This window comes from Klebsiella sp. RHBSTW-00215 (assembly GCF_014103785.1).
Taxonomy (GTDB): domain Bacteria; phylum Pseudomonadota; class Gammaproteobacteria; order Enterobacterales; family Enterobacteriaceae; genus Klebsiella.
Genome location: NZ_JABXQS010000001.1, coordinates 728,600 through 746,557 on the forward strand (window position 1 = coordinate 728,600; position 17,958 = coordinate 746,557).

At 53.1% G+C, this 17,958-nt stretch carries 17 protein-coding genes and 1 other RNA gene; 10 read left to right on the plus strand and 8 right to left on the minus strand.

What is annotated here, in order from left to right; all coding sequences use genetic code 11:
- Nucleotides 1-38: 38 nt before the first annotated feature.
- The 6 genes from HV127_RS03525 to garP all read right to left on the minus strand — a co-directional run bounded on the left by HV127_RS03525 (nt 39) and on the right by garP (nt 5,040).
- A complete protein-coding gene (locus HV127_RS03525) occupies nt 39-332 on the minus strand; it encodes a hypothetical protein (RefSeq protein ID WP_182235028.1) in 294 nt (97 codons plus the stop codon).
- Between the two features lie 33 nt (nt 333-365).
- Nucleotides 366-744, minus strand: an RNA gene (rnpB, locus tag HV127_RS03530) — RNase P RNA component class A.
- A gap of 32 nt (nt 745-776) precedes the next feature.
- A complete protein-coding gene (garK, locus tag HV127_RS03535) occupies nt 777-1,922 on the minus strand; it encodes a glycerate 2-kinase (RefSeq protein WP_182235029.1) in 1,146 nt (381 codons plus the stop codon).
- A gap of 65 nt (nt 1,923-1,987) precedes the next feature.
- A complete protein-coding gene (gene garR, locus HV127_RS03540) occupies nt 1,988-2,878 on the minus strand; it encodes a 2-hydroxy-3-oxopropionate reductase (protein WP_182235030.1) in 891 nt (296 codons plus the stop codon).
- Nucleotides 2,879-2,906: 28 nt separating this feature from the next.
- The gene (garL, locus tag HV127_RS03545; protein WP_182235031.1) at nt 2,907-3,677 is read right to left on the minus strand and encodes a 2-dehydro-3-deoxyglucarate aldolase; all 771 of its coding nucleotides are present in this window, start codon (nt 3,675-3,677) and stop codon (nt 2,907-2,909) included.
- Nucleotides 3,678-3,705: 28 nt separating this feature from the next.
- Nucleotides 3,706-5,040: a galactarate/glucarate/glycerate transporter GarP gene (gene garP / locus HV127_RS03550; protein ID WP_182235032.1), complete on the minus strand. Its 1,335-nt coding sequence runs from the start codon at nt 5,038-5,040 to the stop codon at nt 3,706-3,708.
- A gap of 393 nt (nt 5,041-5,433) precedes the next feature.
- Between garP and garD the strand changes: the two genes are divergently transcribed.
- Entirely contained in the window at nt 5,434-7,005 is a 1,572-nt protein-coding gene (gene garD, locus HV127_RS03555; protein ID WP_110272925.1) for a galactarate dehydratase, read from the plus strand.
- Between the two features lie 54 nt (nt 7,006-7,059).
- Here garD and HV127_RS03560 read toward each other — a convergent pair whose 3' ends face one another.
- Both HV127_RS03560 and HV127_RS03565 read right to left on the minus strand, forming a co-directional pair.
- Nucleotides 7,060-8,007 carry a sugar kinase gene (locus HV127_RS03560; protein WP_182240551.1) on the minus strand — a complete coding sequence of 316 codons (948 nt, stop codon included), beginning with the start codon at nt 8,005-8,007 and terminating at the stop codon, nt 7,060-7,062.
- A gap of 10 nt (nt 8,008-8,017) precedes the next feature.
- The gene (locus HV127_RS03565) at nt 8,018-8,812 is read right to left on the minus strand and encodes a DeoR/GlpR family DNA-binding transcription regulator (RefSeq protein WP_182240553.1); all 795 of its coding nucleotides are present in this window, start codon (nt 8,810-8,812) and stop codon (nt 8,018-8,020) included.
- Between the two features lie 351 nt (nt 8,813-9,163).
- Between HV127_RS03565 and HV127_RS03570 the strand changes: the two genes are divergently transcribed.
- The 9 genes from HV127_RS03570 to gatD all read left to right on the plus strand — a co-directional run bounded on the left by HV127_RS03570 (nt 9,164) and on the right by gatD (nt 17,918).
- A complete protein-coding gene (locus HV127_RS03570) occupies nt 9,164-10,018 on the plus strand; it encodes a tagatose bisphosphate family class II aldolase (RefSeq protein ID WP_112213609.1) in 855 nt (284 codons plus the stop codon).
- Between the two features lie 24 nt (nt 10,019-10,042).
- Nucleotides 10,043-10,957: a 1-phosphofructokinase gene (gene pfkB, locus HV127_RS03575; protein WP_182235033.1), complete on the plus strand. Its 915-nt coding sequence runs from the start codon at nt 10,043-10,045 to the stop codon at nt 10,955-10,957.
- A gap of 10 nt (nt 10,958-10,967) precedes the next feature.
- Nucleotides 10,968-12,380 (plus strand): PTS fructose transporter subunit IIBC, encoded by a 1,413-nt coding sequence (locus HV127_RS03580; RefSeq protein WP_182235034.1) that lies wholly within the window; start codon nt 10,968-10,970, stop codon nt 12,378-12,380.
- A 10-nt stretch (nt 12,381-12,390) separates the two neighbouring features.
- On the plus strand, nt 12,391-13,206 hold the full coding sequence (locus HV127_RS03585) for an HPr family phosphocarrier protein (RefSeq protein WP_182235035.1): 816 nt from the start codon (nt 12,391-12,393) through the stop codon (nt 13,204-13,206).
- Nucleotides 13,207-13,382: 176 nt separating this feature from the next.
- Nucleotides 13,383-14,654 carry a tagatose-bisphosphate aldolase subunit GatZ gene (gatZ, locus tag HV127_RS03590; RefSeq protein WP_182235036.1) on the plus strand — a complete coding sequence of 424 codons (1,272 nt, stop codon included), beginning with the start codon at nt 13,383-13,385 and terminating at the stop codon, nt 14,652-14,654.
- 14 nt (nt 14,655-14,668) lie between these two features.
- Entirely contained in the window at nt 14,669-15,136 is a 468-nt protein-coding gene (gene gatA, locus HV127_RS03595) for a PTS galactitol transporter subunit IIA (protein WP_182235037.1), read from the plus strand.
- A gap of 26 nt (nt 15,137-15,162) precedes the next feature.
- The gene (gatB, locus tag HV127_RS03600; protein WP_112213604.1) at nt 15,163-15,447 is read left to right on the plus strand and encodes a PTS galactitol transporter subunit IIB; all 285 of its coding nucleotides are present in this window, start codon (nt 15,163-15,165) and stop codon (nt 15,445-15,447) included.
- Nucleotides 15,448-15,452: 5 nt separating this feature from the next.
- Nucleotides 15,453-16,826, plus strand: a complete 1,374-nt coding sequence (locus HV127_RS03605) for a PTS galactitol transporter subunit IIC (protein WP_182235038.1) — start codon at nt 15,453-15,455, stop codon at nt 16,824-16,826.
- A gap of 48 nt (nt 16,827-16,874) precedes the next feature.
- Entirely contained in the window at nt 16,875-17,918 is a 1,044-nt protein-coding gene (gene gatD / locus HV127_RS03610) for a galactitol-1-phosphate 5-dehydrogenase (protein WP_182235039.1), read from the plus strand.
- Nucleotides 17,919-17,958: the final 40 nt, after the last annotated feature.

The following is a 17,958-nucleotide window of genomic DNA, read 5'->3' on the forward strand; positions in this document are numbered from 1 at the left end:
TAAAGATCAGGAAATATAATTAATAGAAATGTATTAAATTAAATAATTAATTGAGCGAATATAAAATACCTGACCTTATGAGAGAGGGTTGGTGTTAATGACAAACCTGCCTTGCGCATTGTGCCCGCATTCTTGTCAGGTGGCGGCTGGCGCCTTACCTGACCTACAAAACCATCGGGCAATTCCACCTGCGCCAGAAAGCAAAACCCCCGCCATTTCTGACGAGGGTTTTCTGAAAAGTTGAAGCTGACCGTTAAGCCGCTTTCTTTATCGGTATAGCGTCGTGGACAGTCATTCATCTGCCCTTTTGATCCACCTGCGCCAGAAAGCAAAAACCCCGCCATTTCTGACGGGGTTTTGTTGAATGAGGAAGCTGACCGTTAAGCCGGGTTCTGTCGTGGACAGTCATTCATCTAGGCCAGCAATCGCTCACTGGCTCAAGCAGCCTACCCGGGTTCAGTACGGGCCGTACCTTGTGAACCCCTATTTGGCCTTGCTCCGGGTGGAGTTTACCGTGCCACGAACTGTTACCAGCCGCGCGGTGCGCTCTTACCGCACCCTTTCACCCTTACCTGATCCCACTTGCGTGGGCCATCGGCGGTTTGCTCTCTGTTGCACTGGTCGTAGGCTTGCGCCTCCCAGGCGTTACCTGGCACCCTGCCCTATGGAGCCCGGACTTTCCTCCCCTCCGCCCGTCTCCCCCGAAGAGGACGACGACGAAGCGGCGACTGTCTGGTCAGCTTCGGCGCGAAGTATAGAGGGTTTGCCGCCGGTTGTCATCCTTCCGTCGCCATCCCGACCTGCAATGTCGCCGCAATATTCCGCGACGCATGATAAATATTGTCTGCTGCGCCGCGAAACGCCTCTTCCAGAGTGGTCACGCTGGTCAGTACGCTAAACACCGCATCAATACCATACTGATGAACTACGCCCACATCACGGGTCAAGCTACCGGCAATACCGATCACCGGCTTATGATACTTTTTCGCCACGCTGGCCACGCCAACCGGCACTTTACCGTTAATGCTCTGGCTATCCAGCCGACCTTCACCGGTTACCACCAGCGAGCAATCGAGGATATGCTCTTCCAGATTCAGCGCCTGGGTTACAATTTCGATTCCGCTGCGCAATTCAGCATTGAGAAACGCCATCAACGCTGCGCCCATGCCGCCTGCCGCTCCCGCACCAGCAACCTGCTTAACATCAACATGCAGGTCGGCCAGAATAATATCGGCGTAATGCTCAAGATTGCTATCCAGCGTGCGGATCATGGCTTCGGTGGCCCCTTTTTGCGGGCCAAAAATCCGTGAAGCGCCAGTATCGCCGATCAGCGGGTTGGTCACGTCGCAAGCCACGCGGATAACACAATCGCGCAATCGCGCATCAAGACCAGAGATATCAATCGAATTCAGGCTACACAGGCTACCGCCACCGTTGCCGATCTCAGCACCATTCGCGTCGCAAAGACGTGCGCCCAGCGCCTGTACCATCCCCGCGCCGCCATCATTGGTGGCGCTGCCGCCGATACCAATAATGATATTTTTCGCCCCGCTTTCCAGCGCCTGCAAAATCAGCTCGCCGGTACCGCGCGAGGTGGTTAATAACGGATTGCGCTGGGCGGGAGGTACCAGCCCTAGTCCACTGGCCGCCGCCATTTCGATAAACGCGGTTTTGCCATCGCCGGAAAGTCCCCAGCAGGCATCAACCGGAACACCCAGCGGCCCCGTCACACAGGCACTCATCTCGGTTCCCTGCGTCGCGGCAATCATCGCCTCAACGGTACCTTCTCCGCCATCGGCGAGAGGAACCTTCACGTAGAGCGCATCGGGGAAAATTTCCCGAAAACCTTTTTCTATAGCCTGTGCCACCTCAGTGGCCGAGAGGCTTTCTTTATAAGAGTCTGGGGCGATTACGATTTTCATAGTTATGTAGCCTGACAGTGCCGCGCAAGGCAAGAATTACAGGGCGCGTATCCGCGCCCTTCTTGTTAGCGAGTGACTTCCACTTTCGCCAGTTTTTCGTAGTAGCATGCGATAGCGCTATGGTCGGCAGTACCCAGACCGTCGGCACGCAGCGCCTGCATCATCTCCATCACCGCAGCGGTCAGCGGCAGCTGTGCGCCGACGCCGTGAGAGGTATCCAGCGCGTTCGCCAGATCTTTGATATGCAGATCGATACGGAAGCCCGGCTTGAAGTTACGGTCCATCACCATTGGCGCTTTCGCATCCAGTACGGTGCTACCGGCCAGTCCACCACGGATAGCCTGATAAACCAGATCCGGGTTCACGCCCGCTTTGGTCGCCAGAGTCAGCGCTTCAGACATCGCGGCAATGTTCAGCGCCACAATGACCTGGTTAGCCAGTTTGGTTACGTTACCTGCGCCGATATCACCGGTATGTACTACGGAGCCGGCCATCGCTTTCAGCAGATCGTAATATTTGTCAAAAATCGCTTTATCGCCGCCAACCATCACCGACAAGGTGCCGTCGATGGCCTTCGGTTCGCCGCCGCTGACCGGCGCATCCAGCATATCCACGCCTTTCACTTTCAGCGCTTCGCTGATTTCGCGGCTTGCCAGAGGTGCGATGGAGCTCATATCGATCAGAACGGTACCCGGCTTCGCGCCTTCAATGATGCCGCCTTCGCCCAACGCCACCTCTTTCACATGCGGAGAGTTCGGCAGCATGGTGATGATCACGTCACACTGTTCAGCAATGGCTTTCGCCGATGTGGCGGTTTCCGCGCCTGCGGCAATCACTTCTGCAATCGCATCCGGGTTACGGTCAGCAACCACCAACGAGTAACCTGCCTTGAGGAGGTTTTTACTCATTGGTTTACCCATGATACCAAGGCCAATAAAACCAACTTTCATTGTCATGTCTTTATCTCTCTAGTTTCGGTGGTGGTTATTTCTTAAAGGAATCAGCTAATTTCTGCGTGCCCGAACGGAATACGCCCAGGTCGCTGCCGACGGCGACAAAGGTTGCGCCCCATTCCAGATAACGACGCGCATCCGCTTCAACCGGCGCCAGAATGCCGCTTGGCTTACCGTTCTTTTTCGCGACCGCAAAGATGTGCTGGATAGCTTTTTGTACTTCCGGGTGGGAAGCATTGCCCAGATGGCCTAACGCGGCGGCCAAATCGCTTGGGCCGACAAAAATACCGTCGACGCCTGGGGTTGCGGCGATCGCATCGACGTTATCCACGCCTTGCTGACTTTCGATCTGCACCAGGATGGTGATGTTTTTGTTCGACTGCGCGAAGTAATCCGGCACGGTGCCAAACATATTGGCGCGGTGTGATACGGAGACGCCGCGAATGCCTTCTGGCGGATAACGCGTAGAAGCTACGGCATTGACTGCTTCTTCTTCCGTCTCTACAAACGGAATCAGGAAGTTATAGAAACCAATGTCCAACAGGCGCTTAATAACCACCGGCTCATTGGTCGGTACGCGCACAACTGGCGCACTAGTGCTGCCTTTCAGCGCCATCAGCTGTGGGATAAAGGTTGAGATATCGTTCGGCGCATGTTCGCCGTCCAGCACCAGCCAGTCAAAGCCAGCCAAACCTAAAACTTCAGTGCTGATAGGGCTTGCCAGCGCGGACCAGCAGCCGATCTGAACTTGATGCGCCGCCAGGGCCGCCTTAAATTTGTTCGGGAAGATATCGTTATTCATCGCTTATACCTTGTCACTTAACCGTTAATTATTTCTGCAGTTCCATACGTTTGATGTCGCCGACAATAAACAGATAGCAAACCATCGCCATCAGAGCCGAACATCCTACGAAGACCAGCGCTGCGTTGAATGAATGCAGCTCGCTCACCAGGTAACCGATAACCAGCGGAGTTACGATGGAAGCGACGTTACCAAATACGTTAAATACACCACCGCACAGACCAACAATCTCTTTCGGAGCGGTATCGGAAATCACTGGCCAGCCCAGTGCGCCAAATCCTTTGCCGAAGAAGGCCAGTGCCATCAGGCTCACCACCAACACGGTATTATCGGTGTAGTTGCACAGAATGATGGTCGAGGCCAGCAGCATTCCGAGGACAATCGGCAGCTTACGCGCCACGGTGATAGAAAAACCACGTTTAATCAGATAGTCGGAGAACACCCCACCCAGAACCCCGCCGGCAAAGCCGCACAGCGCTGGAATAGATGCCACCAGACCCACTTTCAGAATCGACATCCCCTTTTCCTGTACCAGATAAATCGGGAACCAGGTGAGGAAGAACCAGGTGATGGTGTTGATAAAATATTGGCCGAAGAACACGCCCAGCATCATGCGGTTGGTCAACAGCTGCTTGATATAGTGAAGTTTAGGACCGCTGGCCGCTGCACTACCCGGCTTTTTATGATCCATATCGACAACTGCGCCGTTCTCAGAGATAAACTTCAGCTCTTCTTTGGTCATCCGCGGATGGTCGGTTGGGTTGTGAACGAACTTAACCCACAGACCGGTCAGGACAAAGCCAATCACACCCATGACGGTAAACACATGTTCCCAGCCCCAGGCAAAAGTCAGCCAGCCCAGCAACGGAGAGAACAGCGCCAGAGAAAAATATTGCGCGGAGTTAAAGATAGCGGATGCGGTACCGCGCTCTTTGGTCGGGAACCAGGCAGCAACGATACGGGCGTTTGCCGGGAAAGAAGGTGCTTCCGAGAAGCCCAGCATAAAACGCATGATAAACATTGAGATACCCGCCCAGGCCAGCGGGAATACATCTACAAAGCCTTGCAGGAAGGTAAACAGCGACCAGAAGAACAGGCTGTAGGTGTAGACTTTCTTCGAGCCAAATTTGTCCAGCAGCCAGCCGCCAGGAATTTGCATCAGCAAATAGGCCCAACCGAAAGCGGAGAAAATATAACCCATTGAGATTGCACTCAGCTGCAACTCTTTCGCCACTTCGGTACCGGCAATAGATAGCGTCGCGCGGTCTGCATAGTTAACGGCAGTAACAATAAATATTATCAACAGAATTAAATATCGGGTTGGCATACCCTTTTTCTGCTCTATTGTTGCATCCACACTCATTTTATATTCCTCAGGTACGACACACCTTCCATCATTTATTACTGGTGTGATTTTAGTTATTTATAAATCGATCTTAGATACTGTCGATTTACTTATCCGACGCATTGCAAGCATGACTCAGTATAATCAGCTCACGGTATTTGATCACTGTGCATAAACCCCACAAAGAGATAACAAAAACCATTATAATTGTGCAAATGCAATAATCAGTGGGCGCTGATGCACAGTTCCAGTGATTTCCTTCTATACCTGACTCCCTCTCGCAAAAATGAGTGATTTAGATCACATTTTTAAATCTAAACACCTGACATTCTTAATTCCACAAATCTGAGCATCAGAAATTGAATAACCGTTTTATTTTATTATTCGCACCTTGCTGGAGAATACTGGACAATGGCTGACATTGAAATTAGACAAGAATCGCCGACGGCGTTTTATATAAAAGTACACGAAACGGATAATGTGGCGATTATTGTTAACGATCGAGGTTTAACGGCCGGAACGCGTTTCCCTGATGGACTCACGCTCGTTGAACATATCCCGCAAGGCCACAAGGTCGCGTTGGTCGATATTCCCGCACACGGTGAAATCATCCGCTATGGCGAAGTGATTGGCTACGCGGTACGTGATATCGCGCAGGGTAGCTGGATTGATGAATCGCTGGTCGAACTGCCGGAAGCGCCACCGCTCAACACCCTGCCGCTGGCGACCAAAGTTCCCGAGCCGCTGCCGCCGCTGGAAGGCTACACCTTCGAAGGGTATCGCAACGCGGACGGTAGCGTGGGGAGCAAAAATCTGCTCGGCATTAGCACCAGCGTGCACTGCGTGGCGGGCGTTGTAGATTACGTGGTTAAAATTATCGAACGCGATCTGCTGCCGAAATATCCCAACGTTGATGGCGTAGTCGGCCTGAACCACCTTTACGGCTGCGGCGTGGCGATTAACGCCCCGGCGGCGGTCGTGCCTATCCGTACCATTCACAACCTTGCGCTTAACCCGAATTTCGGCGGCGAAGTGATGGTAATTGGCCTCGGCTGTGAAAAACTTCAGCCAGAGCGTCTGCTGGAAGGTACCGACGATGTGAAAAGCATCCCGGTGGATAGCGCCAGTATCGTTAGCCTGCAAGACGAAAAGCACGTCGGTTTTAAATCGATGGTCGACGATATTCTGCAAGTTGCCGAGCGTCATCTGGAGAAACTGAACCAGCGCCAACGTGAAACCTGCCCGGCCTCCGAGCTGGTTGTCGGTATGCAGTGCGGCGGCAGCGATGCGTTTTCTGGCGTGACCGCCAACCCGGCAGTGGGCTATGCATCCGACCTGCTGGTGCGCTGTGGCGCAACCGTGATGTTCTCCGAAGTGACTGAAGTGCGTGATGCCATCCATCTGCTGACGCCACGCGCCATCAACGAAGAAGTAGGTAAACGTCTGCTGGAAGAGATGGCCTGGTACGATAACTATCTCGATATGGGCAAAACCGACCGCAGCGCCAACCCTTCCCCAGGCAACAAGAAAGGCGGCCTGGCAAACGTGGTGGAAAAGGCGCTCGGTTCTATCGCTAAATCCGGTAAGAGCGCGATTGCCGAAGTACTTTCCCCGGGACAGCGTCCAACCAAACGCGGCCTGATTTACGCCGCAACGCCAGCCAGTGATTTTGTCTGCGGTACCCAGCAGGTGGCCTCTGGGATCACCGTGCAGGTGTTTACCACCGGTCGCGGGACGCCGTATGGCCTGGTAGCGGTGCCGGTCATTAAGATGGCGACGCGTACCGAGCTGGCGAACCGCTGGTTTGACTTAATGGATATCAACGCCGGAACGATTGCGACCGGTGAAGAGACCATCGAAGAGGTGGGGCTGAAGCTGTTCGAGTTTATTCTTGATGTCGCCAGCGGCCGCAAGAAAACCTTCTCGGATCAGTGGGGATTACATAATCAGCTGGCGGTGTTTAACCCAGCGCCGGTGACGTGATCCGTTAACATCATTTATCCCGCTCGTTATTGCCTCGAGCGGGATAACTCATTCTCATCTCTGTTCGTTAAGAAACGCCTCTATCTGCGCCTTCGTCGAAGTCCCTTCCATCGGCCCACGCTGGGTAATCGCCAGAGAACCGCTGGCATTAGCCCATCTCAACGCTTCCTGCGGCGATGCGCCTGACAGAAACAGACTGACAAAGGTTGCACCGAAACAGTCACCCGCTCCCGTAGGATCCACGACTGGCACATTAAAACCGGTAACATGATGTGTTTCCTGAGCACTGAAATAGCTGGCTCCCCGAGGCCCACGTTTAATGACAACATGCTTAACACCACGTTTGAGCAACTTATCAACCAGCACTTGCTCATCACGCCCCGGATTAAGGCCAAAGTAATTCAACTCACCATCGCTTGGCAGGAAAATATCCGTGTAATCGAGAATATATTCAAAGGCCTGCAACATTTCAGGAATATTGAGCATCTCTTTACGAATATTCGGATCGAACGAAACCGTGCCGTTGCGCGCTTTGATATTTTCAATCGCCTTACGCATCGCATCGATCATGCGAAACGAAAACAGCGAGGAACCCATAATGTGAAAATGATTGCACTGATTAAGCAGGCTTTCGTCAATATGATCGGCAGTCAACAGACCGCAGGCACTGTTCGGCATATTAAAAATAAAATCGCGCTGTGCCTGACTCCGATAGCTTACAAAAGCACTGCCAGTAGTCGCTTTTTGCAGTATGGCGATACCGTTGACATTAACGCCATCGGCATCCAGTCGCGCGATATTCATTTCGCCAAATGCATCATTGCCGACGCAGCTAAAAAGCACCGAACCAAAACCCAACTTTGCCACCTGATCGGCAAAAATTGCCGGTGCACCGCTGGGATATGGCCCCCAAAACTCTCCCGGACGAGAAAAACCCTGGTTCTCTTCTTTTGCCAGAAACTCCACCAGTAGTTCGCCGATGGTGCAAATGGTCACTTTCATCATCGCTCCTTTACTTTGCTTTTTGCAAAGCAGGGTTGAGCCATGTCAGGCACTCATTATTGGTATAGCTGTTAGTCAGCCCCGCGGCGAGTAGACGGGCATGATATTCCGCAGCAACAACCTGCGGCGTCACCACGCAACTCATCTGCTGCAAATGACCAATCTCATACCGCTTGTCGCCGTATACCGGGCGATTAGCGATTACTGCAATCACTCGATCACTTTGGGTAATCGCCTCATTCAACAGTCGGGCGCAGGCCTCTTGCCTGACGCTTAAGATGCCATCCTCGGCAATCTGATCAACAGCGATAAGCGCTCGCGAAGGGCGATAATGTCCCAGAGCGTTAAGCGCCAAATCACCCTCAACAATTTTTCCGTTATTTCCCAGCACACCGCCGAGTAATACGGTTTCACCATTAAGGAATTCTTGAGCTAGCGGGACATGCGACAGATCGTTAAGTAGCAGACAAAGCTCATCGTAACCAGCAAGGAAAGGGATCACTTTACGCAAAATCGAGCCCTGTCCCAAAAATAACGTTTCACTATTCTCTATTTGCGCTGCGACCTGGCGAGCCATTTCGGTTTCCAGCGCTTTGTCTATCGCAACCGAAGACTCCCGAACCAATGCCACCGGGGTCCCCGACTGGGCGGTGTAAATTGCACCACCAAAAGAGCGCTTAAGATAGCCCTGCTGCTCCAGGTAATTCAGGTCATTGCGAATCGTCACTCCGGAAACGGCAAGCATTTCAGCCAAATCATCGACTTTAATCTCCCCGTTTTTGCGTACGATCTCCGCGATGTCCAAGCGCCTTTTTAGCAGGCTGGTTGACGGTTTTGCCACGGTATTGCGCCTTCTTATTATCTCCCAGAATAACTTTCATTTTTAAATTTCCCCGCCACATTGTCAAACTTCATGCCACTGACAAAAAGCATAAAATTCACTAAAAACAATAGATTCATACGATTAACGTTAGGTTTAGTTCATAAAATACCTTTAAAAAAGAAACCATACAACAACGATTAACTTTCACTTTTAAAATAAAATAGCGTTTGTGTGCGATGGATCACAACATGAGTGGAAGACGATCGTTACATTACTTTCAAAATGAAGGGTTAAGACCAATATAAACTTACGATTTAAAAATTAGGAGTACGAATGTACATTATCTCTAGTAAAAATATGCTGTTGAAAGCCCAGCGTCTCGGTTACGCCGTTCCTGCCTTTAATATCCACAATCTGGAAACGATGCAGGTCGTAGTAGAAACTGCAGCCGAACTGCGCTCTCCGCTGATCCTTGCAGGTACCCCGGGAACTTACAGCTATGCAGGAACCGGTAACGTGGTGGCGATCGCTCGCGATCTGGCTAAGATTTGGGATCTCCCGCTAGCGGTACACCTCGATCACCATGAAGACCTGACCGATATCACGCGTAAGGTACAGGCCGGTATCCGTTCGGTCATGATTGACGGTTCGCACTCTCCTTTTGAAGAAAACGTCGCATTAGTCAAGAGCGTGGTTGAACTGAGCCATCGTTATGATGCCAGCGTTGAAGCCGAACTGGGTCGTCTTGGCGGTGTGGAAGACGATCTGGTTGTCGATGCAAAAGATGCGCTGTATACCAACCCGGAGCAGGCTCGCGAATTTGTCACTCGCACCGGCATCGACTCGCTGGCTGTAGCCATTGGTACGGCGCACGGCATGTATGCCGCGGAACCGAAGCTTGATTTTGACCGTCTCGCCGCCATTCGCGATCGCGTTGACGTGCCGCTGGTACTGCATGGCGCATCAGGTCTTCCAGATAGTGACATCCGCCGGGCAATTTCTCTGGGCGTATGCAAAGTCAACGTCGCCACTGAGTTGAAAATCGCCTTCTCCGACGCTCTGAAACAGTACTTCGATGAAAATCCAGACGCTAACGATCCGCGCCATTACATGAAACCTGCAAAAGCAGCGATGAAAGATGTGGTACGCAAAGTTATTCACGTTTGCGGCTGTGAAGGGCAACTGTAATTTCCGGATCGAAGGAGCAATGTCGTGATCCATACCCTGACACTCAACACTGCGATCGATATGAATATCTTTTGCGATCCGCTGAAGCCTTCGGCGGTGAACCGAACCCGGCATACAGAATATTGCCCAAACGGTAAGGGAGTTAACGTTTCGCTGATATTAAATCACTATCAGCAACCCACTCACGTTATGGGCATTTTCGGTGGTTTCACTGGCCGTTATATTGTGGAAGAGTTACGTCAGCAGAAAATTAAAGTCACGCCAGCATGGGTCTCTGAGCCAACCAGAATTAATATTTTCATTAATGATGGCACCGATGAATATAAGCTGGTGAATCCCGGGGCAAAAATTGATGATGATTGTAAGCAGCAGGTTATTCATCACCTGGAATGCGTTTGTGCTGGGGATTATTTAGTCATTAGCGGCAGCCTGCCTCCGGGAATTGAAAGCCGGTTTTATGGCGAGATTATTGAATTATGCCAGCAGAAAGGCTGCGAAATTATTCTCGATATCAGCCATCCGGTCCTGCGCCAGTTGCTGGAATTACGGCCGTTGCTGATCAAGCCTAACGATGACGAGCTGCGGGAAATCTTCAGTCTCGATGTCAGTAACCACCAGCAGGTGCGGGAGGCAATGCATACGCTGCACCAGCTCGGCGCTCGCAACGTGCTGTTAACGATGGGCGCCGAAGGTCTCTACTTTTCTGATGGTGAAAGCGTTTGGTTCTGCTCCGCACCCAAAATAGACCTGGTCAGCTCCGCCTGTGCCGGTGATGCCGCACTAGGCGCTTTTCTTAGTAAATGGCTTAATGAAGAAGACGTCACTCACGCTCTGGCATTAGCCAGCGCCACCGGCGCTGACGTTGCTGGTTCCGCCGGATTAGGAAAATTACAACGCACAGAAGAATTATTACAGCAGATTCAAGTCGTCCAATTATAAAGGTCCGATTATGAAAAAAATTATTGCAGTTACCGGCTGCCCTACCGGTATTGCGCATACTTTTATGGCTGAAGAAGCCTTAAAAACTGCAGCAAAGAAATTAAATGTCGAAATTAAAGTCGAAACCAACGGCGCTTCCGGCGTTGAAAATGTCATTACGCCAGAAGATCTAAAAGATATTTATGGCGTTATTATTGCCGCTGATAAAGATGTTAATGCCGAGAGATTTAACGGACTACCCGTCATTGAAGTTCCGGTTAAAGAAGCCATTCATCATCCTGCCGATTTAATTAATAAAGTTATCAGCGGCCAGGCGACGCGTCGTCAGGGTATTTCCTCCACACAAGAATCAACGGAGAAATACGAGCAGGAATCATTCGGTCGCCAGGTTTATAAGCACCTGATGAGCGGCGTTTCTAACATGCTGCCGTTTGTTGTCGCCGGGGGGATCCTGATTGCTATCTCCTTCCTGTGGGGCATCTACTCCGCAGACCCGAATTCGCCGCAATATAACATTATCGCCGCCACGCTGATGAAAGTAGGCCAGCAGGCCTTCTCGATCATGGTGCCAATTTTCACCGCGTATATCGCCTGGTCTATTTCCGGACGTCCCGGGATGGTGGCTGGCTTCGTTGGCGGACTGCTGGCCAACGCGACCGGTGCGGGCTTTCTCGGCGGGATCATCGCTGGTTTCGCCGCCGGTTACTTTATGCTACTCATCCGCAATATGCTCAACGGCCTGCCGCGCCAGTATGAGGGGCTGAAGTCGATCTTTATTATGCCGCTGGTCGGCGTGCTGGTGATTGGCGTGATGATGGTGCTGCTGGGGCAACCTGTCGCCGCTATCAATAACGCGATGATGAACTGGCTGAGCTCATTACAGGAAGCAAACCCGATTCTGCTGGGTATTGTGGTCGGCGCGATGTGTTCCTTCGACTTTGGCGGTCCGGTAAATAAAGCGGCCTACGTCACCGGGACGCTGCTGCTTGGCCAGGGCAACTACTTCTTTATGGCCGGGGTTTCCGCCGCCTGTATCACGCCGCCGCTAGTTATCGCTCTGGCGACAACCTTCTTCCCGAAAGGCTTTAGCGAAGAAGAGCGCGCCGCCGGGATGGTCAACTATATCCTCGGCTGCACCCACATTACCGAAGGCGCTATTCCCTTCGCCGCCAAAGACCCTTTACGTGTCATCCCAATGATGATGATCGCCTCATCTATCTCTGCAGTTCTCAGCTATAGCTTGCATATTCAGGTCCCTGCTCCGCACGGCGGCTTCCTGATCCTGCCGCTGGTGAGTAAACCCCTGATGTGGGTACTGTGTATTCTCGCCGGTTCCGCCTGCGGCGCGGTCATGCTGGGATGCTGGAGGCTTTGGCAGAAACGCACCCAGGAAGCGACGGCGCTTGCCGGTGCCATTAAATAAGGAGCTTTTTATGCAACTGACTTGTGCAGATATCCATTTCGACCGCGAGGTCAAAACGAAAGATGAAGCGCTGCAACGCGTCGTTGGGAGCTTAACCGAGGCCGGTCATACCACGCCCGCTTATCTGAACGGCATGCGCGAGCGCGAAGGGCAAATCAGCACCTACCTCGGCAACGGTATCGCCATTCCCCACGGCACACCGCAGAGTCGTGACGCCGTGCTACAAACCGGAGTGAAAGTGCTGGCCTGCCCGCAGGGGGTGGACTGGGGTGAAGAACAAACGGCTTATCTGATTGTGGGTATCGCAGCTCAGGATAACGAGCACCTCGATATTCTGCGCCAACTCACCCATGCCCTGAGCGACGATCGCGTGCCTGAAGCGCTATCGCGCGCCGAAAACCCGCAGGCGGTGCTGGAAATTCTGGCGGGTAATATTTTGCCCGCTGAAGGGGAAGAAATTGAAGCCCCTCCGGTGTTCGACGAAGAGGCGACGTTTACCTTACGCAACCCCCATGGCTTGCATGCGCGGCCAAGCGCGGTGCTGGTGAAGGCGGTGAAACAGTGGCAATCGCAAATTCGGGTGGAAAATCTCGATACGCGATCCGCTATTGTCGATGCCAAAAACCTGATGCGTGTGGTTTCTCTCGGCGCAAAACAGGGGCATCGTCTGCACTTTATGGCCAGCGGGGAAGATGCCCATCAGGCGCTGGATGCTATCGGCGCGGCCTTTAATGCCGGATTAGGCGAAATTGCCGCCCAGCCGCAGCAGGTCGTTCAGCCTGCAGAAAAGCCCAAACGGAGCTGGCTATCCCGTATATTTAGTTAAATTTCAATGAATTAAAAACGCTCTGCCGTCATCGCCAGAGCGTTTTTTTATCTGCATCTTTCGGAATATTACGTTTTATCTTTCTTTTTTTCGAGGTGGATCACAAATCAAAACAAAGTGATTTGCGAGCAAAACAAAACATAACGAATATATTCGAAAGAAAACGGAGGATTGAAATGAAAGATATTATTTCCCGCCACAAAGCTGGCGAACACATCGGCATCTGTTCAGTTTGTTCCGCACATCCGTTGGTTATCGAAGCGGCATTGCGTTTCGATCTGAACACCAACAATAAGGTCCTTATCGAAGCGACATCCAACCAGGTGAACCAGTTTGGCGGCTACACCGGGATGCAGCCTGCGGACTTCCGCGATTTCGTGAATAAAATCGCCCAGGACGTTGGTTTTCCGTCAGAACGCATCATCCTCGGCGGCGACCACCTTGGCCCAAACTGCTGGCAGGGCGGACCCGCTGCCGAAGCGATGGAAAAATCTGTCGACCTGATTAAGGCTTACGTCGCCGCCGGCTTCAGCAAAATCCATCTCGATGCTTCGATGTCCTGCGCTGACGACCCGGTGCCGCTGGACCCGGCCGTCGTCGCCGAACGCGCCGCCCGCCTGTGCCAGGCCGCAGAAGAGACGGCAAGCGATGAGCTGAAGCGCCACCTGACCTACGTGATTGGCACTGAAGTCCCGGTACCGGGCGGCGAAGCCAGCACCATCGGCAGCGTCCACGTGACCCGTGCGCAGGATGCGGCGGCAACGCTGGAAACGCACGAAGCCGCCTTCCGCAAGCTGGGGCTGGATGCTGCGCTGGAGCGCGTCATTGCTATCGTGGTGCAGCCTGGCGTTGAGTTCGACCATACGCAAATTATCCATTATCAGCCGGAAGCTGCTAAAGCGCTGTCCGCATGGATTGAAGGCACGCCAATGGTCTACGAAGCGCACTCGACTGACTACCAGTCCCGCCAGGCCTATCGTGCGCTGGTCCGAGACCACTACGCCATCCTGAAAGTTGGCCCGGCGCTGACCTTCGCGCTGCGCGAAGCTATTTTCGCCCTCGCGCAAATGGAAAATGAGCTTGTTGCTCCGGAATCCCGCAGCCACGTGATGGAAGTCATTGATGAAGTGATGCTTAACGAACCGGGATACTGGAAGAAGTACTATCGTCCGACCTGGAGCCAGGCAATGGTGGATATCCACTTCAGCCTGTCCGACCGCATTCGCTACTACTGGCCGCACCCACGTATTCGCCAGAGCGTCGAAAAGTTAATTGCAAACCTGACTGAAACCAAACTGCCGCTGGGCCTTATCAGCCAATATATGCCTGTGCAGTTTGAACGACTGTCGTTAAACGAACTCGCCGCCGTACCGCACGACCTCATCCTCGACAAAATTCAGGATGTGCTGCGTGCTTACCGTTACGGCTGTTCATCTGAAATCGCCTGAAGTAAAGAGGATTTATGAGTCAACTATTTGTTCGTACCGGCATTCATTTTAGCACCAGCCAGCAGGCGCTGGAGCACATTGGAGAAGAGATGCTGGCACGCGGCGTCGTGCATGACAGCTATCCGCTGGCGCTGCTCGAACGAGAAGCGACTTTCCCAACCGGCATTGCGCTGGAGCAGCATGCGGTCGCGATCCCTCACTGTGAGGCGGTGCATGCGAAGTCTCCAGCTATCTATCTGATTCGCCCGGATAATCCGGTCCCTTTTCAGCGCGCTGACGACGACGGCGAAATTAACGTTTCGTTAATCATCGCGCTGATTGTTGAAAATCCGACTGCACAGCTAAAACTGCTGCGTCGGTTATTTAGTGAGCTACAGAACCCGACCACGCTTGAAGCATTACTGGCTGCCTCAGAAGAGCAGCTGCCCGAGCTGTTTCGGCACTCTATCCTTGAGTCAGAGCCCAGCGCTCAGGCTATATAACAGACTGATAATAAAAGGGGTACCCTATGAAACGTAAAGTAATCGTAGCTTGTGGCGGCGCTGTCGCCACCTCTACCATGGCCGCAGAAGAGATCAAAGACCTGTGTGCAGACCACAACATTGAGCTGGACCTGGTGCAGTGTCGTGTCAATGAAATCGAAACCTATATGGACGGTGCACATCTGATTTGCACTACCGCCCGGGTCGACAGAACTTTCGGCGACATTCCGGTTGTTCACGGCATGCCTTTCATCTCCGGCGTCGGCATTGAAGAACTGCAGCAAAAAATCCTGAACATCCTTGCGGAGTAACGTCCATGTTTAGCGAAATTATGCGTTATATCCTCGATCTTGGTCCGACGGTGATGCTGCCAATTGTGATCATTATCTTCTCCAAACTACTGGGGATGAAGCTCGGGGATTGCTTTAAATCAGGCCTGCATATCGGGATTGGGTTCGTCGGCATTGGCCTGGTCATCGGTCTGATGCTCGATTCTATCGGCCCGGCAGCAAAAGCAATGGCCGAACAGTTCCAGATTAACCTGCACGTGATTGACGTTGGATGGCCAGGCTCAGCACCGATGACCTGGGCGTCACAAATCGCACTGGTCGCTATTCCCATCGCTATTGCGGTCAATATCATCATGCTGGTCACCCGAATGACCCGCGTCGTGAACGTCGATATCTGGAATATCTGGCACATGACCTTTACCGGCGCGATGCTGCATATCGCCACCGGTTCCTACTGGATTGGTATTTTCGGCGTTGTAGTACACGCGGCTTTCGTCTACAAACTCGGAGATTGGTTTGCCAAGGATACTCGCGACTTTTTCGGTCTCGACGGTATCGCCATTCCGCACGGTAGCTCAGCATATTTAGGGCCGATAGCGGTGCTGGTCGATACGATTATTGAAAAAATTCCCGGCTTGAATCGTATTCACTTCAGCGCTGACGATATCCAGAAACGCTTCGGCCCGTTCGGCGAGCCGGTCACCGTCGGCTTTGTGATGGGGCTGGTCATTGGCGCACTGGCAGGCTACGACCTGAAAGGTATTCTGCAGCTGGCGGTGAAAACCGGTGCTGTGATGCTGCTGATGCCGCGCGTTATCAAACCGATCATGGACGGCCTGAACCCGATTGCCAAACAGGCGCGTAAACGTCTGCAGGCAAAATTCGGTGGCCAGGACTTCCTGATTGGTCTCGACCCGGCGCTGCTGCTTGGCCATACCTCGGTCGTCTCTGCCAGCCTGATCTTTATCCCGCTGAGTATTCTTATCGCGGTCGTGGTGCCGGGCAACCAGGTCCTGCCGTTCGGTGACCTCGCAACCATCGGTTTCTTCGTGGCAATGGCGGTTGCGGTGCATCAGGGGAACCTGTTCCGTACGCTAATTTCCGGAATCATCCTGATGGGGATCACGCTATGGATAGCGACGCAGACCATCGGCCTGCATACCCAGCTGGCGGCTAACGCCGGGGCTCTGAAAGCGGGTGGTCTGGTGGCCTCCATGGACCAGGGCGGTTCGCCGATTACCTGGCTGCTCATCCAGCTCTTCACCTGGCAAAACGTGGTCGGTTTTGCGGTTATCGGCGTCATCTATGTTGCCGGCGTGCTGCTGACGTGGCGTCGAGCGCGCAATTTTGCAGCCGCAGAGAAAGCTGCCACAGCCCAACAAAGCCCAACCGTTTCTTAATCTCAGGGGGGAGCATTCGCTCCCCCGGACATTTCTGGAGAATTTTTTATGCAATCAGTGGTAATCCATGCTGAGGGGACAGTGTGCGTTGAAGAACGCCCAATACCTACTCTGCAAACGGAAAACGATGTCCTGGTAAAAGTCGTCAGCTCCGGGTTGTGCGGTTCTGATATTCCGCGCATTTTCGCCAAAGGCGCACACTACTACCCCATCACGCTGGGCCACGAGTTCAGCGGCTATGTTGAATCTTACGGCGCCGCAGTGACCGATCTGCAGCCGGGCGATGCGGTGGCCTGCGTGCCCCTGCTCCCCTGCTTTAACTGCCCGCAGTGCCAGCGCGAATATTTCTCGCTGTGCAAACAGTACCAGTTCGTCGGTTCGCGTAGCGAAGGCGGGAATGCGCAATACGTAGTAGTCAAACGCGCCAACCTGTTCCGCCTGCCGGATCAGATGCCGATTGACGACGGCGCGTTTATCGAGCCAATCACCGTTGGCCTGCACGCCTTCCATCTGGCACAGGGCTGCGAAGGGAAAAACGTCATTATTATTGGCGCAGGCACCATCGGCCTGCTGGCGCTGCAGTGCGCCCGCGAACTGGGCGCCAAAAGCATTACGGCAATTGATATCAACCCGCAGAAGCTGGAGCTGGCAAAAACGCTCGGCGCAACCCGCGTCTTCAACAGCAGAGAGATGAGCGGTAAAGAGATTCAGGCGGCGCTGGAAGAGATTCAGTTCGATCAGTTGGTGCTTGAAACCGCCGGTACGCCACAAACTGTGGCGCTAGGCATTGACGTCGCCGGGCCGCGCGCGCAGCTGGCGCTGGTCGGCACGCTGCACCATGATTTGACCCTGCCTTCCGCCACCTTTGGTCAGATTTTACGTAAAGAGCTGACTATCGTCGGCAGTTGGATGAACTACTCCGGCCCGTGGCCTGGGGAAGAGTGGCAAACGGCAGTACGCCTGTTAACTGAAAAACGTATTCAGCTTGCCCCGCTTATCGCCCACATAGGTGATGCAGAAAGCTTTGCCCGCGAAGTCCAGGCGCTCAACGGTGCGCCGATGCAGGGAAAAATCCTGCTTAAACTCTCCTGACCGATCGCCTGAGCCAGCAATCAGAGCTGGCTCACATAAC